The sequence below is a fragment of the Geodermatophilus sp. SYSU D01036 genome (assembly GCF_054050435.1).
In genome coordinates, this window is record NZ_JBJGZJ010000015.1 from 1 (window position 1) to 18380 (window position 18380).

General features: G+C 75.6%; 17 protein-coding genes. 12 read left to right on the forward strand and 5 right to left on the reverse strand.

What is annotated here, in order from left to right; all coding sequences use genetic code 11:
* Positions 1-227: 227 nt before the first annotated feature.
* On the reverse strand, positions 228-530 hold the full coding sequence (locus ACI8AR_RS15330; RefSeq protein WP_204693870.1) for a DUF4193 domain-containing protein: 303 nt from the start codon (positions 528-530) through the stop codon (positions 228-230).
* Positions 531-840: 310 nt separating this feature from the next.
* Here ACI8AR_RS15330 and ACI8AR_RS15335 point away from each other — a divergent pair, with 310 nt between their 5' ends.
* Together ACI8AR_RS15335 and ACI8AR_RS15340 are read left to right on the forward strand one after the other, a co-directional pair.
* Complete coding sequence (locus ACI8AR_RS15335; protein WP_457051791.1) at positions 841-1884, forward strand: phosphotransferase family protein; 1044 nt, start codon at positions 841-843, stop codon at positions 1882-1884.
* 85 nt (positions 1885-1969) lie between these two features.
* The gene (locus ACI8AR_RS15340; protein ID WP_457051792.1) at positions 1970-2506 is read left to right on the forward strand and encodes a LytR C-terminal domain-containing protein; all 537 of its coding nucleotides are present in this window, start codon (positions 1970-1972) and stop codon (positions 2504-2506) included.
* Between the two features lie 66 nt (positions 2507-2572).
* On the opposite strand, the gene ACI8AR_RS15345 is transcribed toward ACI8AR_RS15340, so the two are convergent.
* A complete protein-coding gene (locus ACI8AR_RS15345; RefSeq protein WP_457051793.1) occupies positions 2573-3385 on the reverse strand; it encodes an inositol monophosphatase family protein in 813 nt (270 codons plus the stop codon).
* A gap of 51 nt (positions 3386-3436) precedes the next feature.
* Here ACI8AR_RS15345 and ppgK point away from each other — a divergent pair, with 51 nt between their 5' ends.
* The 5 genes from ppgK to ACI8AR_RS15370 all read left to right on the forward strand — a co-directional run bounded on the left by ppgK (position 3437) and on the right by ACI8AR_RS15370 (position 10065).
* Positions 3437-4189, forward strand: a complete 753-nt coding sequence (gene ppgK / locus ACI8AR_RS15350) for a polyphosphate--glucose phosphotransferase (RefSeq protein WP_456928668.1) — start codon at positions 3437-3439, stop codon at positions 4187-4189.
* A 248-nt stretch (positions 4190-4437) separates the two neighbouring features.
* A complete protein-coding gene (locus tag ACI8AR_RS15355) occupies positions 4438-5814 on the forward strand; it encodes an RNA polymerase sigma factor (RefSeq protein WP_457051794.1) in 1377 nt (458 codons plus the stop codon).
* A gap of 462 nt (positions 5815-6276) precedes the next feature.
* The gene (locus ACI8AR_RS15360) at positions 6277-6501 is read left to right on the forward strand and encodes a DUF7455 domain-containing protein (RefSeq protein WP_143108228.1); all 225 of its coding nucleotides are present in this window, start codon (positions 6277-6279) and stop codon (positions 6499-6501) included.
* A gap of 143 nt (positions 6502-6644) precedes the next feature.
* A complete protein-coding gene (locus ACI8AR_RS15365) occupies positions 6645-8912 on the forward strand; it encodes a VanW family protein (protein WP_457051795.1) in 2268 nt (755 codons plus the stop codon).
* Positions 8913-8994: 82 nt separating this feature from the next.
* Positions 8995-10065 (forward strand): YihY/virulence factor BrkB family protein, encoded by a 1071-nt coding sequence (locus ACI8AR_RS15370; protein ID WP_457051796.1) that lies wholly within the window; start codon positions 8995-8997, stop codon positions 10063-10065.
* An 89-nt stretch (positions 10066-10154) separates the two neighbouring features.
* Here ACI8AR_RS15370 and ACI8AR_RS15375 read toward each other — a convergent pair whose 3' ends face one another.
* Positions 10155-10385, reverse strand: a complete 231-nt coding sequence (locus tag ACI8AR_RS15375) for a DUF3039 domain-containing protein (protein ID WP_456928672.1) — start codon at positions 10383-10385, stop codon at positions 10155-10157.
* A gap of 101 nt (positions 10386-10486) precedes the next feature.
* Between ACI8AR_RS15375 and ACI8AR_RS15380 the strand changes: the two genes are divergently transcribed.
* Both ACI8AR_RS15380 and ACI8AR_RS15385 read left to right on the forward strand, forming a co-directional pair.
* Positions 10487-11440: a pseudouridine-5'-phosphate glycosidase gene (locus ACI8AR_RS15380; protein ID WP_457051797.1), complete on the forward strand. Its 954-nt coding sequence runs from the start codon at positions 10487-10489 to the stop codon at positions 11438-11440.
* Positions 11437-12318 carry a carbohydrate kinase family protein gene (locus ACI8AR_RS15385; protein ID WP_457051891.1) on the forward strand — a complete coding sequence of 294 codons (882 nt, stop codon included), beginning with the start codon at positions 11437-11439 and terminating at the stop codon, positions 12316-12318. Before ACI8AR_RS15380 ends, ACI8AR_RS15385 begins: the two co-directional genes overlap by 4 nt.
* Positions 12319-12330: 12 nt before the next feature.
* Here the strand turns inward: ACI8AR_RS15385 and ACI8AR_RS15390 are convergent, their stop codons facing one another.
* Together ACI8AR_RS15390 and ACI8AR_RS15395 are read right to left on the reverse strand one after the other, a co-directional pair.
* Entirely contained in the window at positions 12331-12690 is a 360-nt protein-coding gene (locus tag ACI8AR_RS15390) for a DUF3099 domain-containing protein (protein WP_457051798.1), read from the reverse strand.
* Between the two features lie 187 nt (positions 12691-12877).
* Entirely contained in the window at positions 12878-13471 is a 594-nt protein-coding gene (locus ACI8AR_RS15395; protein WP_457051799.1) for an HhH-GPD-type base excision DNA repair protein, read from the reverse strand.
* Between the two features lie 278 nt (positions 13472-13749).
* Between ACI8AR_RS15395 and ACI8AR_RS15400 the strand changes: the two genes are divergently transcribed.
* The 3 genes from ACI8AR_RS15400 (at position 13750) to ACI8AR_RS15410 (ending at position 18279) form a co-directional block, all read left to right on the forward strand.
* Entirely contained in the window at positions 13750-14835 is a 1086-nt protein-coding gene (locus tag ACI8AR_RS15400) for a medium chain dehydrogenase/reductase family protein (RefSeq protein ID WP_457051800.1), read from the forward strand.
* Between the two features lie 18 nt (positions 14836-14853).
* Positions 14854-16725, forward strand: a complete 1872-nt coding sequence (locus ACI8AR_RS15405; RefSeq protein WP_457051801.1) for a glycoside hydrolase family 15 protein — start codon at positions 14854-14856, stop codon at positions 16723-16725.
* 372 nt (positions 16726-17097) lie between these two features.
* A complete protein-coding gene (locus tag ACI8AR_RS15410; protein WP_457051802.1) occupies positions 17098-18279 on the forward strand; it encodes an AI-2E family transporter in 1182 nt (393 codons plus the stop codon).
* Positions 18280-18380: the final 101 nt, after the last annotated feature.

An 18380-nucleotide genomic window follows, 5' to 3' on the forward strand; every position in this document is an offset into this window, starting at 1 on the left:
CCCCCCCCCGGACGACGGCCGCCCGCCCCCCCCCCCCCCCCCCCCCCCCCCCCCCCCCCCCCCCCCCCCCCCCCCCCCCCCCCCCCCCCCCCCCCCCCCCCCCCCCCCCCGGCCGTGCCGCGTCCTGCACGGGCCGGGGCGGCGGGACGTCGCGGGGCGCGCCGAGGCGCTCCCTCGGATCGGTCATCGGCTGCTCCCCCCGTGTCCGGCCATCGCGGCGGTGCTGCTTATGCGGCGCAGTCGCGGCAGTACATCTGGTCGCCGCGGGTGGCGGCGAGCCGGCTGCGGTGCTGCACGAGGAAGCACCGCGAGCAGGTGAACTCGTCCTCCTGCTTCGGGAGCACGCGGACGGTCAGCTCCTCGTTGGACAGGTCCGCGCCGGGCAGCTCGAGGCTCTCGTTGAAGTCGGTCTCGTCGACGTCGACCGAGGCCGACTGGGCCTCCGCCCGACGGGCCTTGAGCTCCTCGAGGGAGTCCTCGCCGAGCTCGTCGGCCTCGTTGCGGCGCGGGGCGTCGTAGTCGGTGGCCATGGGGTGTGCCCCTCCTCCGGGGTAGTTCGCGGACGCGCGGGGCGCCCGCCTCGTCCGACGGCGGCGGGGTCCGCCGTCGGCCTGGCCGGCCGCCCGGGGGCGGCCGCTGGTCACGGGACCGGACCTGTTCCCGGCCGACCACGGGGTCGGCTGGGTGCGGGACCGGCAGCCCCCCAACGCCGTGCGGCCCCGGTTTGTGCCCGCCTGTCCGCGCGGGACACACGAGGACGGACGACGGCCCGTCCGGGGCGCCGGGACCCGCCCGGGCGGGCGGTCGGGAGGCGGAGTGCCGGAGGTTACCCTGCCGCCCGTGTCGAGTCCCGTGGGAGCTGACCCCGCCGTCGTCGGTCCGTATCTCGCCTCCGTGCTCAACGACGAGCGCTGGCAGGAGGTGACCGTCGAGCTGATCGCGGCGGGCATGTCCAACCTCACCTACGTCGTGACCCCCGCCGGGGGCACGGCCGACGACGCGGTGATCCTGCGGCGGCCCCCGACGGGCGCCGTGCTGGCCACCGCCCACGACATGGTCCGCGAGCACAAGGTCGTCTCCGCGCTCGGGCCGACGTCGGTCCCGGTGCCGCGGACGCTGCACCTGTGCACCGACACCGGGGTGCTGGGCGCGCCGTTCTACGTCATGGAGCGGGTCGTCGGCCTGCACGTGGTGAACGAGATCCCGGCCGGCTACGCCGACACCCCGGAGCTGCGGCGGCGGATCGGCGACGGGCTGATCGACGTCCTGGCCGACCTGCACGCCGTCGACGCCGAGGCCGTGGGCCTGGGCGACTTCGGCCGGCCCGAGGGCTTCCTCGCCCGGCAGGTGCGCCGGTGGACCAAGCAGTGGGACGCCACGCGCGACCGCGACCGCCCGCAGATGGACGCCCTCGCCGAGCGGCTGGCCGAGACCGTGCCCGCCACCCAGCGGAGCGGGATCGTGCACGGCGACTACCGGCTGGACAACTGCCTGCTCGACCCCGAGCGCCCCGGCGCCATCCGCGCCGTCCTCGACTGGGAGATGTCGACCCTCGGCGACCCGCTCACCGACATCGGCATGCTGTTCGTCTACTGGCCCGAGGCCGGGGAGACCCGCCCGGTGCTCAGCCCGGTGACGACGCTGCCCGGCTTCCCCACCCGCCGGGAGATCGCCGAGCGCTACGCGCAGCGCAGCGGCGTGGACCTCTCCGACCTCGACTGGTACGTCGGTTTCGCCTTCTTCAAGTTCGCCGCGATCGTCGCCGGCATCGTGGCCCGCTCGGCCGCCGGCGCGATGGCCGGCAAGGACACCTCCGGCTACGCCGACCGCATCGACCCGTGCGTCGAGCTGGGACGCGCCGCGCTGGAGGACGGTGCCCTCTGAGCCCGGAGGGCCCGCCTAGACTCCGCGCGACCCGACCTGGCGCGGCCCGCCGGACCCCTCCGGGTCGCCGCCGAGGAGGACCACCGTGAGCACCAGCACCGCCACCCCGCCGGTGCGTCCCCGCAAGGACCGTCGCTACCTGCCGCCGCTGGTCTTCCTGCTGGTGCTGGCCCTGGGCGCGCTCGGGGTGTGGTGGAAGGTCTTCTCCGACGAGGGCGCCCGCGACGCGGCGCAGGCCGCGGCGTGCGAGACCGCCGAGGCGGCGCCGCCGTCGCTGGACCCCAGCACGGTCACGGTGCGCGTCTACAACGCCTCGGACATCGCGGGCAAGGCGCAGGAGGTCGCCGGCGAGCTGACCGCGCGCGGCTTCGTCGTCGAGGAGGTCGCCAACGACCCGACCGACCGCGAGGTGACCGGCCCGGGCGAGATCCGGCACGGGGCGCGCGGCACCGACGCCGCCCGGTACCTGTCGCTGTTCCTCCCGGACGCCGGCGCCTACCAGGACACCCGCGCCGACGCCCGCGTCGACCTGGTGATCGGCCCGCAGTTCACCGGGCTGGCCACGGCCGACCAGGTCGCGGCCACGCTCACCCCGATCGCCAGCGCCGAGGCCGCCTGCTGAAGGACCCCGTCCCTCTCACCCCTCGCAGGCTCGGGGTGAGCCTCCGGACGGGGCCGTTCCAGCACGTCACGGGTGGAGGCGGTCGAGCAGCGCGACCAGCGGCCCGGCGACCGACTCCGGGACCGCGACCGCCATCGGTTCGGCGAACGGCCGGCCGGGCAGGCCGGTGACCACCAGCCCGGCCTCGGCGGCGACCAGCGCGCCGGCGGCGTGGTCCCAGGGCTTGAGGTCCAGCTCGTAGTAGGCGTCCACCCGCCCGGCGGCGACCGAGCACAGGTCCAGCGACGCGCAGCCCTGCCGGCGGATGTCGCGGACCTCGGGGAGCAGCTGGGCGACGACGGCGCCCTGGGCCCGCCGCTGCTCCACCCGGTAGCCGAACCCGGTGGCCACCAGCGTCTGCCCGAGGGACGCCGGCCGGTTGCCGGCCAGCCGCACCGGCTCCGGCCGCGCCGGGGTGGAGAGGAACGCCCCGCCGCCGGCGGTGGCGGTGAACAGCTCCCCGGTGGGGACGTCGAGCACCGCGCCGGCCACCGTGACGCCGTCGACCTGGGCGGCGATGGAGACGGCGTACCCGCGCAGCCCGTAGAGGAAGTTGACGGTGCCGTCGATGGGGTCGACCACCCACCGCACGCCGCTGGTGCCCTCGCGGGAGGCGCCCTCCTCGCCGAGCAGGCCGTCCTCGGGCCGGGCGGCGAGCAGCCGGCCGGTGATCAGCCGCTCGGAGGCGGTGTCGACGGCGGTGACGACGTCGGTGGGGCTGCTCTTGACGTCGACGGCGGCCGCGGCCGACCCGCGCTCGCGGGCGACCAGGTCGGCCGCCTCCCGGGCGGTCGCGACGGCGAGGTCGAGCAACTCGGCGGGGGGCGGTGGGGCACTCACCCGGGCGATCCTGCCCGAGCCGCCACCCGGGGTGCGGCCCCGGTCACTAGGGTGACCGCCGTGCAGGGGTTCGGCGTGGACATCGGCGGCAGCGGCATCAAGGGGTGCCTGGTCGACCTCGAGGCCGGCGCCCTCGTGGGCGAGCGGGTGCGGGTGGAGACGCCGCAGCCGTCGACGCCGGAGGCGGTCTACGAGGTCGTCGCGGGCATCGTGTCGTCCTTCGGCTGGACCGGCCGCATCGGCGTCACCTACCCCGGGGTCATGAAGCGGGGGGTCGCGCACACCGCCGCCAACATGGACAAGGCCTGGATCGGCACCGACGTCGACGCCGGGCTGAGCGCGCTGGTGCCCGGGACCGTCGAGACCCTCAACGACGCCGACGCCGCCGGGCTGGCCGAGATGCGCTACGGCGCCGGCCGGGGCCAGGACGGCGTCGTCCTCATGCTCACCTTCGGCACCGGCATCGGCAGCGCGCTGTTCGTCGACGGGCGGCTGGTGCCCAACACCGAGTTCGGGCACATCCAGGTCGACGGCGAGGACGGCGAGAAGCGCGCGTCGGCGGCCGCCCGCGAGCGCGAGGACCTCAGCTACCCCCAGTGGGCCAAGCGGGTCGACCGCTACCTCGACGTCCTCGAGGCGGGGCTCTGGGTCGACCTGATCATCGTCGGCGGCGGGGTGAGCAAGAAGGCGCACAAGTGGGTGCCGCTGCTGAGCACGCGGACGCCGGTGGTGCCCGCCCAGCTGCAGAACGACGCCGGCATCGTCGGGGCCGCGCTGGCCGCCGCGGAGCGGTTCGAGCCCTGACCGGGGCGCGCCCCCGCCCGTCCGGGCGATCCCGCGCCGTTCGAGGCGGTGGTCACACCGGTTCCCGTCGCTACAATGGAAGAGCCCCAGCCCGTCACCACCCAGCCGGGAGTCATCCCCCGTCCGAACAGCGGCGAAACACCGTGCCGGACACTGGGGCCCTCCCCGCTCCGCGGCCGACGGCAGGGGCCGCTGCCCGGGAGTCACACCGCCCCCGGGGAACGCACCCAGCACGGGAAGGATCCTGAGTGCCCGCCGACAAGCCTGCACCGGACGACGCCGCCGCGAGCAGCACCCGCTCGAAGACGGTCGCCGCGAGCACCCGGTCTCCCCGGGCCAGCGCCACCGTCGGGGTCACCGACGACGCGCCGGCCAAGCCCGCCGCACGCAAGCGGGCCGCCTCGGCGAAGACGGCCAAGCCGGCCGCGCCGAAGGGAGCCGCCAAGCCGAGCATCAGCCCCTCCCCCGGTACCGGTGAGGGCACCGTGCTGACCGCCGTCGCCTCCGGGGACGCCGCCGTGGCGGTGGTCGACGCCGGCGCCGAGGGCCTGTCGATCGACGAGACGGTGGTCGCCGGTCCCGACGGCGCCGAGGCCGAGGCGCCCGCCGCCGAGGAGGCCACCGCCGAGGGCGGCGACTTCGAGTGGGACGAGGAGGAGGAGTCCGAGGCGCTGCGGCAGGCCCGCAAGGACGCCGAGCTCACCGCCTCGGCCGACTCGGTCCGCGCCTACCTCAAGCAGATCGGCAAGGTCGCCCTCCTCAACGCCGAGGAGGAGGTCGACCTGGCCAAGCGCATCGAGGCCGGCCTGTACGCCGCCGAGCGCATGCGCCAGGTCGAGGAGGAGGGCCAGAAGCTCTCCCCGCAGATGCGCCGCGACCTCAACTGGATCATCCGCGACGGCGAGCGCGCCAAGAACCACCTGCTGGAGGCCAACCTCCGCCTGGTGGTCTCCCTCGCCAAGCGCTACACCGGCCGCGGCATGGCGTTCCTGGACCTCATCCAGGAGGGCAACCTCGGCCTGATCCGCGCCGTCGAGAAGTTCGACTACACCAAGGGCTACAAGTTCTCCACGTACGCCACCTGGTGGATCCGGCAGGCGATCACCCGCGCGATGGCCGACCAGGCCCGCACCATCCGCATCCCGGTGCACATGGTCGAGGTCATCAACAAGCTCGGCCGCATCCAGCGCGAGCTGCTCCAGGACCTGGGCCGCGAGCCCACCCCCGAGGAGCTGGCCAAGGAGATGGACATCACCCCGGACAAGGTGCTGGAGATCCAGCAGTACGCCCGGGAGCCGATCAGCCTCGACCAGACCATCGGCGACGAGGGCGACAGCCAGCTCGGTGACTTCATCGAGGACTCCGAGGCGGTCGTCGCCGTCGACGCGGTCAGCTTCACCCTCATGCAGGACCAGCTGACCAGCGTGCTGCAGACGCTGTCGGAGCGGGAGGCCGGCGTGGTCCGGCTGCGGTTCGGCCTCACCGACGGCCAGCCGCGCACGCTCGACGAGATCGGCCAGGTCTACGGGGTCACCCGCGAGCGGATCCGGCAGATCGAGTCCAAGACGATGTCGAAGCTGCGCCACCCCAGCCGCTCCCAGGTGCTGCGCGACTACCTCGACTGAGGAAGGACCCTCCTGCCCCCCACCGCTCGCAGGCTCGCGGCGGGCCCCTGCAGGAGGGCCGTTCCAGAACGTCATCTGACGGCCGGCACCCAGCACGGGTGCCGGCCGTCGGCGTGTGTCGGCCGCGTTGCGGGATGGTCACGATCTCACCCCGCCGGGCGGACGACGCGGTGTACCGCGGCACCGGCCGGGTAGACGGCGTAGCGTGGGCGACGTCGAGACAGCAGCGGACCCACAGCCGGAAACCAGCCCGGCGCCCGGAACGACCCAGCACCACCAACAGACCGGCACCACCCAGAGGTCCCTGCTGAACACCGTCCCCACCGGTCCCAGCGGTCACCGGCTCACCGGAACCCGGCGAGTCGTCCGCAGTGACAGGAGGCACGGGAACAGGAGGATCCATCCTGGCGCTGTGCAGGAGGCCGATCCGCAGCAGCGGGTCCGTGCGGTAGAGAGCGAGTGATGACCCAGATGACCCAGACGCTGACGACGACCCCCGCCGCCGACGACCTGGTCGTGCCCTTCCACTGCGACCGGTGCGGCGCACTGGCCAAGGTGCGTGTCGTGCTCGCCAGTGGCAGCGACCTCGTCTTCTGCGGGCACCACGCCCGCGAGTACGAGTCCAAGCTCCGCGACATCGCCGTCGACATCATCGAGACCGACGGCGAGCAGCGCCTCGCACACTGAGAGAGGCGCTATCGTCGCTCACCGCGATGATGCCCTCACCCGACGCCGCCGCCGGCGTCCCCGTCCCGCCTGACGCGGACGGGGACCCGGCGGCTCCGTCGTTCCCGGGGACCCCCGGTCGACGGCGACCCGAGGAACCCCCGATGCCGCAGCACCCTGCCTCGTCCCCGTCGACCGGCGCCGCTCCCCAGGCGGACACCGACGCGCACGCGGACCTGTCCGACGACACCCGCCCGGTCCCCCGCGACCGCGGTCCCGTCGGGCCCGACGCACCCCCTCCGCCGGCCGCCGCCCCCGCCGGCCCGCCGGAGCAGCCCGCCGCGGACGCCGGCGACACGCCCGGGCCGGACCCGGTCCACGACACCGTCGCGCTCACCGGCGGCCCGGCCGCACCGGGCACCGGGCAGCGGACCACCGAGCCGGTCGGGCTGAGCACGCCCGCCGCTCCGCGAACCCCCGCCGGGGACGCCTCGGACACCGTCGTCCTCAGCGACGCCGCCGTCCCGGCCGACCCGCCGGCCCCGCCGCCGCCCGCCGCTCCCCCCGTCCCCCCGTCCGGCTCCGGCGGGAGCTCCGGCACGGGCTCCGGTGGCGCCCCGGGCCCCGGCGGTCCCGGGGAGCCGCCCGCGGGCACCCGCCGCCCGGGCTGGCGCCGGCCCGCCGTGCTGGCCCCCGTCGGCCTGCTCGCCGTCCTCGGGCTGGCCTGGGGCGCCGACGTGCTGGTGGCCGGCGACGACGTGCCCCGCAACACCGTGGTGGCCGGCGTCGACGTCGGCGGCCTGTCCCCCGCGGCCGCCGCCGACCGGCTGGAGCAGGACCTCGCCCCGCGGGTCGCCGCCGACCACGTCGTCGTCGCCGACGACGTGGAGGCCACGCTCTCCCCCGCCACCGCCGGCATCACCCTCGACGTGGACGCGACCGTCGACGCCGCCGACGACCAGCCGCTGAACCCCTGGACCCGCCTGGTCTCGCTGTTCACCGAGCGCGAGGTCGACCCGGTCATCACCGGCGAGGACACCGCGCTGGCCGCCCAGGTCGACACCATCGCCACCCAGGTGGACCGGGTGCCGGTCGACGCGACCATCGCGATCGAGGGCACCACGCCGACCCTGGTCGAGCCGGTGGACGGCCGGACGCTGGACCGCGAGGGCGCCGCCGAGGCGATCACCGCGGCGCTGGCCGCCGGCGGCGACCCGGGGACGCCGATCGAGCTGCCGGTCGACGTCGAGCCGGTGCGGGTGGGCACCGAGGAGGCGCAGCGCGTCCTCGACGGGACCGTCACCCCCGCGCTCGCCGCGCCGGTCACGGTGACCAGCCAGGACGGCGGCACCTCGGTCGAGATCCCGGTCGAGGCGATCGCGGCGTCCCTGACGTTCACCCCGCAGGACGGCGGCGAGCTCGCCGTCGCGGTCGACCCGGCGGCGCTGCAGTCGGCGATGGCCGAGGAGTTCACCGCCTTCGGCGAGCCCGCCCAGGACGCCCGCTTCGAGGTCGTGGGCGACGGCGTGCAGGTCGTCCCGTCGGTCGACGGCACCGGCGTCGACCCGCAGGCGCTGTCCGGCCAGCTGCTCGAGGTGCTGGACGACCCGGCGCCGCGCACGGTCACCGCGCAGCTGGGCCCGGTGCCGGCCGAGCTGACCACCGAGGAGGCGCAGGCGCTCGGCATCGTCGAGGAGGTCAGCTCCTTCACGACCACGACGACGAACAACGCCAGCGCCACCAACATCCGGACGGTGGCCGAGGAGGTCGACGGCGCGCTGGTGCTGCCCGGCGAGACGTTCAGCCTCAACACCCACACCGGCCCGCGCGGCACCGCACAGGGCTACGTGCCGGCCAACGTGATCAGCGGCGGCGAGCTGTCGACGGCGGTCGGCGGCGGGATCAGCCAGTTCGCCACCACGATGTTCAACGCGGTCTTCTTCGCCGGCCTCGAGGACGTCTACCACAAGCCGCACAGCTTCTACATCAGCCGCTACCCCGCCGGCCGCGAGGCCACGGTGTACGAGGGCCAGATCGACCTGCAGTGGCGCAACGACTCCGACACCGGGATCTTCGTCGACACCCGGTGGACCCCCGGGGCCTCCGGCGGGTCGATCACGGTGACCTTCTACGGGACGCGGCGCTACGAGATCGAGGCGATCGAGGGCCCGCGGACGAACTACCGGCAGCCGGCGGTGCAGGAGAAGGTCGACGACGGCGACTGCATCTCGCAGTCCGGCGTGCAGGGCTTCGACGTCACCGTGACCCGGGTGTTCCGCGACCTGCAGAGCGGCTCGGAGATCGAGCGGGAGACGTTCGAGACCAGCTACGCCGCGGAGGCGGTCATCCGCTGCGTCGCCCCGCCGCCGGCTGCCGACCCGGCCGCGCCCCCGCCCGACGGCGGCACGCCGCCGGCGGGCCCCACGGCCTGACCCGCTCCCCGATCGGGCCCACCGGCGCCCGTCCCCGCCCCGTCGGCGGCGGGGGCGGGCGCCGGGCGTGCACACTGGCCTGGTGAGCACCGTGCGGGCCGGCGGGCGGTCCCGCACCGGCGGGGCCGCGGAGGACGCGCACGCCCCCGCGGCCGCCCCACCCCCTGCCGGCGCCCGCCGCGCCGACCTCCCGTCCCCCGGTCGCCTCGACCACTGGCCGCCGGTGGTGCGGGTGCCGCTGCAGGTCCTCGGCCGCACGGTGGCCAAGGCCTGGAAGGACCGCATCCTCGGGCTGTCCGGCGAGGCGGCGTTCTGGCAGATCCTCTCGGTGCCGCCGCTGCTGATCGCGCTGCTCGGGTCGCTGGGCTTCCTCGGCGACTGGATCGGCGCGCAGGCGGTGCAGACCGTCGAGGACACCCTGGTCAACGCCTCCAGCGAGGTGCTCACCGCCGACGTCGTCGACTCGCTGGTGCGGCCCACCCTCAACGACATCCTGACCTCGGGCCGGCTCGACGTCGTCAGCCTGGGCTTCCTGATCACCCTGTGGGCCGGGTCCTCGGCGACGGCGACGTTCATGAACACGATCGTCATCGCCTACGACCAGCGCGACGTCCGCGGCCCGATCGCCACCCGGCTCATGGCGCTGTGGCTGTTCGTCGTCGGCCTGGTGCTCGCCGTGGTCTGCCTGCCGCTGCTGGTGCTCGGCCGCGGGGTGCTGGTCGGGCTGCTCCCGCAGGACTGGCACGAGACGGCGACGGTCCTGATCAACGCCGTCTACTGGCCGCTGGTGGTCATCGGCCTGCTGCTCGCGCTGACGAGCTTCTACCACGTGGTCCTGCCGCGGCGGCTGCCGTGGCGGCGGCACCTGCCGGGGACGCTGCTGGCCGTCGGGTTCTTCATGGTGGCGGCGACGGTGCTGCGGCTGTACGTGTCCGACATCCTCGTCGCCGCGCTGCCCTACGGGGCGCTGGCCACCCCGATCGCGGCGCTGCTGTTCCTGTTCTTCTTCGGGATGGCGGTGCTGCTCGGCGCCGAGCTCAACGCGACCGTCCAGGAGCGCTGGCCGGCGCCGCTGCGCCGGCACACCCGCCGGGCGCAGCGCCGCCGCGCCGCCGAGCTCGAGGCCGAGGCGAAGCGCCTCGGCCTGCGTTAGACGGAGGACCCCGTCCTCCCCACCGTTCGCGAGCTCACGGCGGGCCCCTGGACGAGCCACCGGGCAGCCGGACGGGACGAGGTCCCGCGTCAGTCCTTGCGGAGCTGCTCGTAGATCTCCTTGCAGGCCGGGCAGACGGGGCTGCCGGGCTTGGGCGACTTGGTCACCGGGAACACCTCGCCGCACAGCGCCTCGACCAGCGTGCCCATGACGGCGCTCTCGGCGATCTTGTTCTTGCGGACGTAGTGGAAGACCTCGTTGGCGTTGCCGGTGTCCGAGTCACGGACGTCGGGCTTCTCGAGCAGGTCGGTGTTGCTCACGGTCTCTCCCAGGCTCGGGGACGTCTCCTGCGCGGGCGCCCCGGCGTCCTCCGGCGGAGGTGGTGACCGGACGCGACCGCCCCGCCCACCATGATGGCAGGGTGCCTCCCGAAGCTCCCCGCACCGAGCCCCGCCATGCCGCCGTTGCGCCCCTGACCCTCTCCCCCGAGGTGGCCGAGGCGCTCGACGCCGGCGCTCCCGTCGTCGCCCTGGAGAGCACGCTCCTCGCCCACGGCCTGCCGCGGCCGGACAACCGCGCCGCCGCCGACGACGTCGAGGCGGCCGTCCGGGCCGGCGGCGCGGTGCCGGCCACGATCGCGGTGCTCGACGGCGTGCCGCACGTGGGCCTGACTGCCGAGCAGGTCGACCGGGTGTGCGCCGACCCCGACCTGGCCAAGCTCGGCGTCCGCGACCTGCCGGTGGCCGCCGCGCTCGGCCTGTCCGGTGCCACCACCGTCTCGAGCACCGCGCTGCTGGCCGAGGCCGCGGGGATCGGCGTCTTCGCCACCGGCGGGCTGGGCGGGGTGCACCGGCAGTCGGCCGAGACCTTCGACGAGTCCGCCGACCTCACCGCGTTGTCGCGCACGTCGCTGGCGGTGGTCTGCGCCGGCGTGAAGTCCATCCTCGACGTCCCGGCGACGCTGGAGCGGCTGGAGAGCCTGTCGGTCACCGTCGTCGGCTACGGCACCCGCACCTTCCCCGGGTTCTACGTCGCCGACTCCGGCGCCCAGGTGGACTGGGTGGTCGAGTCCCCCGAGCAGGCGGCCGCGGTGCTCGCCGCGCGGCGCGAGGTGGCGCCGGGCGCGGTGGTCGTGGCCAACCCGCTGCCGGCCGACGAGCAGCTGGACCCGGAGCTGCACGCCCGGGTGATCGCCGACGCCCTGGCCGCCGCGGAGGCCGCCGGGGTGCGCGGCAAGGCGGTGACGCCGTTCGTGCTCGACCACCTGCACCGGTCCAGCGAGGGCGCCACGCTCGCGGTGAACGTGCGGCTGGTGCTGCGCAACGCGGAGCTGGCGGGGCGCATCGCGGCCGCGCTGGCCGCCGCGGCCCGCTGAGCACCCGCCCGGTCGTCGTCGTCGGCGACCTGGCCACCGACGTCGTCGCCGTCCTGTCCGGCGAGCCGGCGCCCGGCTCGGACCGGCCGGCCGCCATCCGCACCCGCGGGGGCGGGGCCGGGGCCAACGTCGCCGCGCACCTGGCCGCGCTCGGGGTGCCGGTCACCCTCGCCGGGTGCGTGGGCGACGACCCGGCCGGCGCGGCACTGGTGGCCGAGCTCGCCGCCGCCGGGGTGGGCCTGGCGGTGCGGACCGTGCCCGGCGCGGCCAGCGGGACGATCGTCAGCCTGGTCGAGCCGGACGGGCAGCGGAGCATGCTCGCCGACCGCGGCGCCAACCTGGACCTGCGGCCCGGCGACGTCCCGCCGCCGGTGCCCGGTGCCCACCTGCACCTGTCGGGCTACACGCTGCTCGACGAGCGTCCCCGCGCGGCCGGGCTCGCGGCGCTGGCCGCGGCCCGGGCGGCCGGCTGCACGGTGTCGCTGGACCCGGCCTCCTCCGGCCCGCTCACGTCGTACGGCGTGGACCGGTGGCTGGCCGACACCGCCGGCGTCGACCTGCTGCTGCCCAACGCCGACGAGGCCCGGCTGCTGTCGGGGTGCGCGGACGTCGCCGACGCCGCGCGGGCGCTGGCCGCCCGGCACGGCGCGGTCGCGGTCACCCTCGGGGCGGACGGCGCGCTGTGGGCCGCCGGGGGCGCGGTGCTGCACCGCCCGGCGCACCCGGCCCGGGTCGTGGACACCACCGGCGCCGGGGACGCGTTCACCGCGGGGCTGCTCGCGGTGTGGCTGGGCGGCCCGGACGCCGACCCGGCCGCGGCGCTGGACGCGGGGCTGGCGCGGGCCGCCGAGGTGGTCGGCCGCGCAGGAGCGCGCTGAGGACCGGCGGGCTCAGCCCTCGATGACGGTGCCGCCCTCGATGGCGCGCCGCCGGCGGGACGGGTCGTCGAGGATCCGGTCGGGCTGCGGCGGCCTGTAGCGGTGGGCGTCGAGCTTCTTCTTCGGCGGCCGGTCGTTGGCCATGACGACGGCGATCCACGGCAGCACCGTGCCCAGCACGGCGAACACGATCGCCAGCCACAGGATCTGGTAGGTCGCCGCGGCCAGCACCAGGGCGACGGCGCGCACGGCCATGGTCAGGACGTACCGCTTCTTCCGGGCCGCGTGCTGCTCGGCCAGGCTCGGCTCGGCCTGGGTGATCAGCACCGGCTCCGACCGGCGGGGTCGTGCGGACTGCTGGCTCGAGGCCACGGACACCCATCCCCTCCGCTGGACCGGGGGCCGGCGCTGTCGCCTCACGGCCGGGACCGGTCCCTGCTGGCCGACCCCGGGATCCCCGGTCCGGCCACCCATGGTGCCACCGGGACAGGGGCTGCGCAGGTACCTCCGCGGACGATCCCGGGCCACATCCAGCGTGTCGCGGCGGACTCCCCGCCGCCTACCCGGCGGCCTGCTCCGCCGCCTGCTTCGCCGCCTTCTTGGCGGCCTGCTTCGCGGCCCTGACCTCGGCCAGCGACTCCGGGCCGGTGATGTCGGCGACCGACCGGCGCGACCCCTCCTCGCCGTAGGAGCCGGCCGCCTCGCGCCACCCCGGCGGGGTCACGCCGTACTGCTTGCCGAGCAGCGCGACGAGGATCCTCGCCTTCTGCGCGCCGAAGCCGGGCAGCTCGCCGACCCGGCGCAGCAGCATGGCCCCGTCCGGGACGCCGTCCCACAGGCCCTCGGCCCGGCCGTCGTAGCGGTCCACCAGCAGCCGGCACAGTGCCTGGGCGCGCTGGGCCATCGAGCCCGGGTAGCGGTGCACGGCCGGCGGTCCCTGGAACCAGGCGAGCAGCCGGTCGGGGTCGGCGTCGGCGATCGCGGCCGCCGAGAGCGGGTCCACGCCCATGCGGTCGGCCAGCAGCCGCGGGCCGGCGAAGGCGCGCTCCATCGGGAACTGCTGGTCGAACAGCATGCCGAGGACGAGGGCGAGCGGGTCGCGGCCGAGCAGGTCGTCGGCGGCGTCGTCCTGGGTGATCCGGAGGTGCGGCACACCGAGATGGTGCCGCAGGGCGGCCCCGTCGCGGTCGTCCGCCCGCAGGCGCGTCCCCGCGCCGACGTCCCCGGGGCGGCCGCGACGGGTCCGGGGACGGCACGTGGACCTCCGGCGGGCGGACGGGGGCGAAGGGCGGATCGACTCGCGGCCTTGGTCTCTGGGCGCCGGCGCGCCCCGGCGGCACCGTCGGGTCCAGGCATCCCGCAGGCCCGGGTGCGAGCTCAGCCGAGGCCCCGCCCGCAGGCGTCGAACCGCTCCGGGGAGGCCTGAGTTCCATGAAGCGCGTCATCGTCGACCACTTCGGCGGGCCCGAGGTCCTGCGGGTGGTGGAGGACCAGATCCCCCGACCGGCTGCCGGTGAGGTGCGCATCCGGGTCCTGGCCGCGGGGGTGTCGCTGACCGACGCCCAGCTCCGCGCCGGGACCTACCTGGGCGTGCCCCGGCCGCCGTTCACGCCCGGCTACGAGGTCGTCGGCGTCGTCGACGACCTCGGCCCTGCCTGCTCGTGGCTGCACGCCGGGGACCGGGTGGCCGCGTTGACCGCCTACGGCGGCTACGCCGAGTACGTCTGCGTGCCCGAGGCGGAGGCCGTCGACGTGCCCGAGGGCCTCGACCCGGCGGAGGTGGCGGGGCTCGTCCTGACCTACGGGACCGCCTACCAGGTGTTGCACCGCAGCGCGCACGTGCAGGCCGGCGAGTCGGTGCTCGTGCACGGCGCGGCCGGCCGGGTGGGCGTCGCGGTCCTCGAACTGGGAGCGCTCGACGGGCTGCGCCTGTACGGGACCTGCTCCGCACGGGACCGCGCCGCGGTCGAGCGGCTCGGGGCGGTGGCGATCGACTACCGCCACGAGGACTTCCTGGCCCGGATCCGCGAGCTGACCGGCGACGGCGTCGACGTCGTCCTCGACGGCATCGGCGGCGCGACCTCGATCCGCTCCTTCCGCGCCCTGCGGCCGGGCGGACGCCTCGTCGTCTACGGCCACTACGCGATGCTGGCCCGCGGGCGCACGAGCCTGCGGCGGTGGGCCGCCGGCTGGGCCGGGTGGTACGGCACGACCGCCACCGTCACGCTGTGGGGCCTGCTCGACCCGCGTCGGCAGGTGACGGCCTACCGGATCCAGAGGTTGCGCGACAGCCGCCAGGTGCTGCCCGTGTCCGGCCGCCGGCCGGCCCGGCTGGTGGGGGGCGGCCCGCGGAACCCGCAGGAGTTCCGGGAGGACCTCGGCGTGCTGCTCGAGCTGCTCTCCGCCGACAAGATCCACCCGACCGTCGCCGGGCGCCTGCCGCTGTCCGAGGCCCGCCGCGCGCACGAGATGCTCGGCGGGTCGGCGGCGAGGGGCAAGCTCGTCCTTGTGCCGTAGCGGGAGAGGAGTGCCCCGATGGCGCTCGACACCCGGGCCGGGCCGGCCGTGGGCCCCGTCCCCGGCGGGGTGCGGCGGCCGCCGCGGACGCGCTACCTGCCCATCGCCGAGCACGGTCTCATCGGCGACCTGCACACCGTCGCGCTGGTCGGCACCGACGGGACGATCGACTGGTACTGCTGCCCGCGGTTCGACTCGCCGAGCGTGTTCGCGGCGATCCTGGACGCCGACGACGGGGGCCTGTTCCGCATCTGTCCCGACGGCGAGGACTGGACCTGCAGACAGCTCTACCTCCCCGACACCAACCTGCTCATCACGCGCTTCCTGACCCCCGGCGGAGTGGGTGAGGTGCACGACTTCATGCCACCGCCGCGCTCCGGCGCGACGGTGCACCGCTCTCGGCTGATCCGCCGGGTCCTCGCGGTGCGGGGGCAGATGCGCTTCGTCGTCGACGTCGCCCCGCGCTTCGACTACGCGCGCGCCGGCCACCAGGGCGCGCTGACCCCGCACGGCGCGCTCTTCCGCTCGTCCCGACTGGCACTCGGCCTCTCGGCGAACTGCCCGCTGGAACTCGTCGACGGCCGGGACGTCCGCGCGCGCATCGAGCTGCGGGCCGGGGAGACGGCCACGTTCGTGCTCGACCGCGTCGAACCGGACGAGCTGCCGGCGCCCTGCTCCGAGGCCGACGTCGCCGCCGCGTTCGACGCCACCGTGGCGTTCTGGCGGGGCTGGCTGTGCCGCTCCCGCTACGACGGGCGGTGGCGGGAGATGGTGCACCGTTCGGCGCTGACGCTGAAGCTGCTCACCTACGCCCCGACCGGCGCGCTCGTGGCCGCCCCCACCACCAGCCTGCCGGAGGTCGTCGGCGGCGCACGCAACTGGGACTACCGCTACACCTGGATGCGCGACGCCGCCTTCTCGCTCCACGCGCTGCTCAGGCTCGGGTTCACCGAGGAGGCCGGCGCCTTCATGCAGTGGCTGGAGGGCCGCGTCCGGCACGGGACCGGCCGCGAGTCCGGCCCGCTGCAGATCGTGTACGGCATCGACGGGCGCGCGGACCTGCCCGAGGAGGAACTCGCGCACCTGGAGGGCTACATGGGCTCGGCGCCGGTGCGCATCGGCAACGGCGCGGCGACCCAGCTGCAGCTGGACGTCTACGGCGAGCTGGTCGACTCCCTCTACCTGTGCGACAAGTCCGGGCTGCCCGTCTACCAGGACGGCTGGACCGAGCTCACCCGGACCCTCGAGTGGCTGATCGAGCACTGGGACCAGCCCGACGAGGGCATCTGGGAAACCCGCGGCGGCCGGCGGGACTACACCCACTCCCGGCTGATGTGCTGGGTCGCTGTCGAGCGCGCCATCCGGATCGCCCTGCAGCGCGGCCTGCCCGCCGACCTCCTGCGCTGGATGGCGGTCCGCGATCGCATCTACGGCCAGATCACCGAGCGGGCCTGGCACCCCGGCCGCCGCGCGTTCGTCCAGCACTACGACACCGACGTGCTCGACGCCTCCCTGCTGCTCATGCCGCTGTGCAAGTTCATCGCGCCCACCGACCCGCGGTGGCTCTCCACCCTGGACGCGATCACCGCCGAACTGGTCTCGGACAGCCTCGTCCACCGCTACGACGCGGACGCCTCGCCCGACGGGCTCGCCGGCAGGGAGGCCACCTTCTCGATGTGCTCCTTCTGGTGGGTGGAGGCGCTCGCCCGGGCCGGGCGTCTCGACCAGGCGCGGCTGGCCTTCGAGAAGATGCTCACCTACGCCAACCACGTCGGGCTGTACTCCGAGGAGATCGGGCTGACCGGCGAGCAGCTCGGCAACTTCCCGCAGGCCTTCACCCATCTCGCGCTGATCAGCGCCGCCTACGACCTGGACCGCCGGCTGGGGTGAGCCCCTCACCCGCTCACCCCGGCGGCGAACGGCATCCGGTCCCGCATCGGGCCCGGCACCGGGACCCCCCTGGTCATGAGCGGAAGGAAGCCCGGTCCGGGGGCTGGTCCCGCCCGCGTGGATGACCACGGGGGGCCGGGCGGCGAGCGGCGCGGTTCCTCGCCGCGGGGTCCCGGCGGCATCCACCGGCGGTCACGAGCGACCAGCGCGGCGATGCGGATCGCCTCGGCGTCCGTGAGGCAGCCGAGGCGGGATCGACGCCGGACGTGAGCGCTGCTGCGGCTCCCGGCATCACCCGCCGGAGGTGAGGCGACGTCCCGAGCCGCTCCCTACCGTCGGCGTCCCACGACGCCGTTCGACCCCGGAGGCCCGATGACCGCGGAGGACGGCGGGTCCGGGGCCCCGGGCCAGGGCGACCGACCGCTGTGGCTGACCGTCGTCCTCGGCGTGGCCGGTACCGCCGTCGCGCTCTGGGGTGTCCACGCCCTCCGCGGGATCCTGGGACCCGTCGCCCTGGCGTTCGTCCTCACCGTCGTGGCCCACCCGCTGATCGGTGCGCTGGTGCACCGCGGGATGCGGCGGGGGCTCGCGGTCGCGGTGGCCGTGCTCGTCGTCGACGGGGGGCTCGTCGCCTTCGCGCTGGCCCTCGCGGTCTCCCTCGGCCAGCTGGCGACCGTGCTTCCGGAGTACACCGCGGAGTGGCGGGAGCTCCTGGACGGGCTGCGCTCCACCCTGGCCGGGTGGGGCGTCGGCCCCGAGCAGGTGGAACAGGCACTGCGCTCGGTCGGGCCCGAGGCGGTCACCGCGGCCCTGGGCGACGTGCTGTCCGGCGTCGCCGGGTCCCTCGCTGCGCTGTTCCTGGTGATGGCGACGGTCGTGTTCATGACCGCCGAGGCGGCCGGGGTGCCCGAGCGCCTGGCCGAGGTGCCCGGCACGGCACACCTGCACGAGGCCCTGGGCGAGTTCGCCCGGAACACCCGGCGCTACGTGGTCGTGACCACCGTCTTCGGCCTCGCCGTGGCCGTCGTCGACACGATCGCCCTCGTCGTCCTCGGCATCCCGCTCCCCCTGCTGTGGGGACTGCTGTCGTTCCTGACCAACTACGTCCCGAACATCGGGTTCTTCCTCGGCCTGGCACCGCCGACGATCCTCGCGCTCCTCGTGGGCGGACCCGGCACGGCACTGCTCGTGGTGGTCGTCTACACCGTGGCCAACTTCGTCCTGCAGTCGTTGGTCCAGCCGATGGTCGTCGGTGACGTGGTCAGGCTCTCGGTGACCCTGACCTTCCTGTCCGTGATCCTGTGGACCGTCGTCCTCGGCCCGGTGGGGGCGATCCTCGCCATCCCACTCACGCTGTTCCTCCAGGCCGTGCTCGTGGGTCAGGACCCGGCGCGTCGATGGGCCAGGACCCTGCTGGCCGGCGCGTCGGGAGCCGAGCACGCCGGGCGGCGTCCGGCCAGGTCCGGGCGGCTCCGCGGACGGCGGGCGGCCGCCTCGCCGCGGGCGGCCACGGCACCGGGGAGGGACGGCGCCAGGGAGGACGCGAGTGGCTAGGCGGCGCGGTCCGGTCTCCTCGCCTCCGCCGACGCCCGCGCCCACGGGCACCCGGCCGGACGGCCCGACCTGCCCTGCGCGCCGCGCCTGCCGCGCGTAGC

Bases quoted from the DNA above. Each gene is read 5' to 3' on its own strand.
- ACI8AR_RS15400 (WP_457051800.1), top strand. From the start codon at position 13,750: ATGAAGCGCGTCATCGTCGACCACTTCGGCGGGCCCGAGGTCCTGCGG.
- ACI8AR_RS15410 (WP_457051802.1), top strand. From the start codon at position 17,098: ATGACCGCGGAGGACGGCGGGTCCGGGGCCCCGGGCCAGGGCGACCGA.
- ACI8AR_RS15330 (WP_204693870.1), bottom strand. From the start codon at position 530: ATGGCCACCGACTACGACGCCCCGCGCCGCAACGAGGCCGACGAGCTC.
- ACI8AR_RS15365 (WP_457051795.1), top strand. From the start codon at position 6,645: ATGCCGCAGCACCCTGCCTCGTCCCCGTCGACCGGCGCCGCTCCCCAG.
- ACI8AR_RS15360 (WP_143108228.1), top strand. From the start codon at position 6,277: ATGACCCAGATGACCCAGACGCTGACGACGACCCCCGCCGCCGACGAC.
- ACI8AR_RS15405 (WP_457051801.1), top strand. From the start codon at position 14,854: ATGGCGCTCGACACCCGGGCCGGGCCGGCCGTGGGCCCCGTCCCCGGC.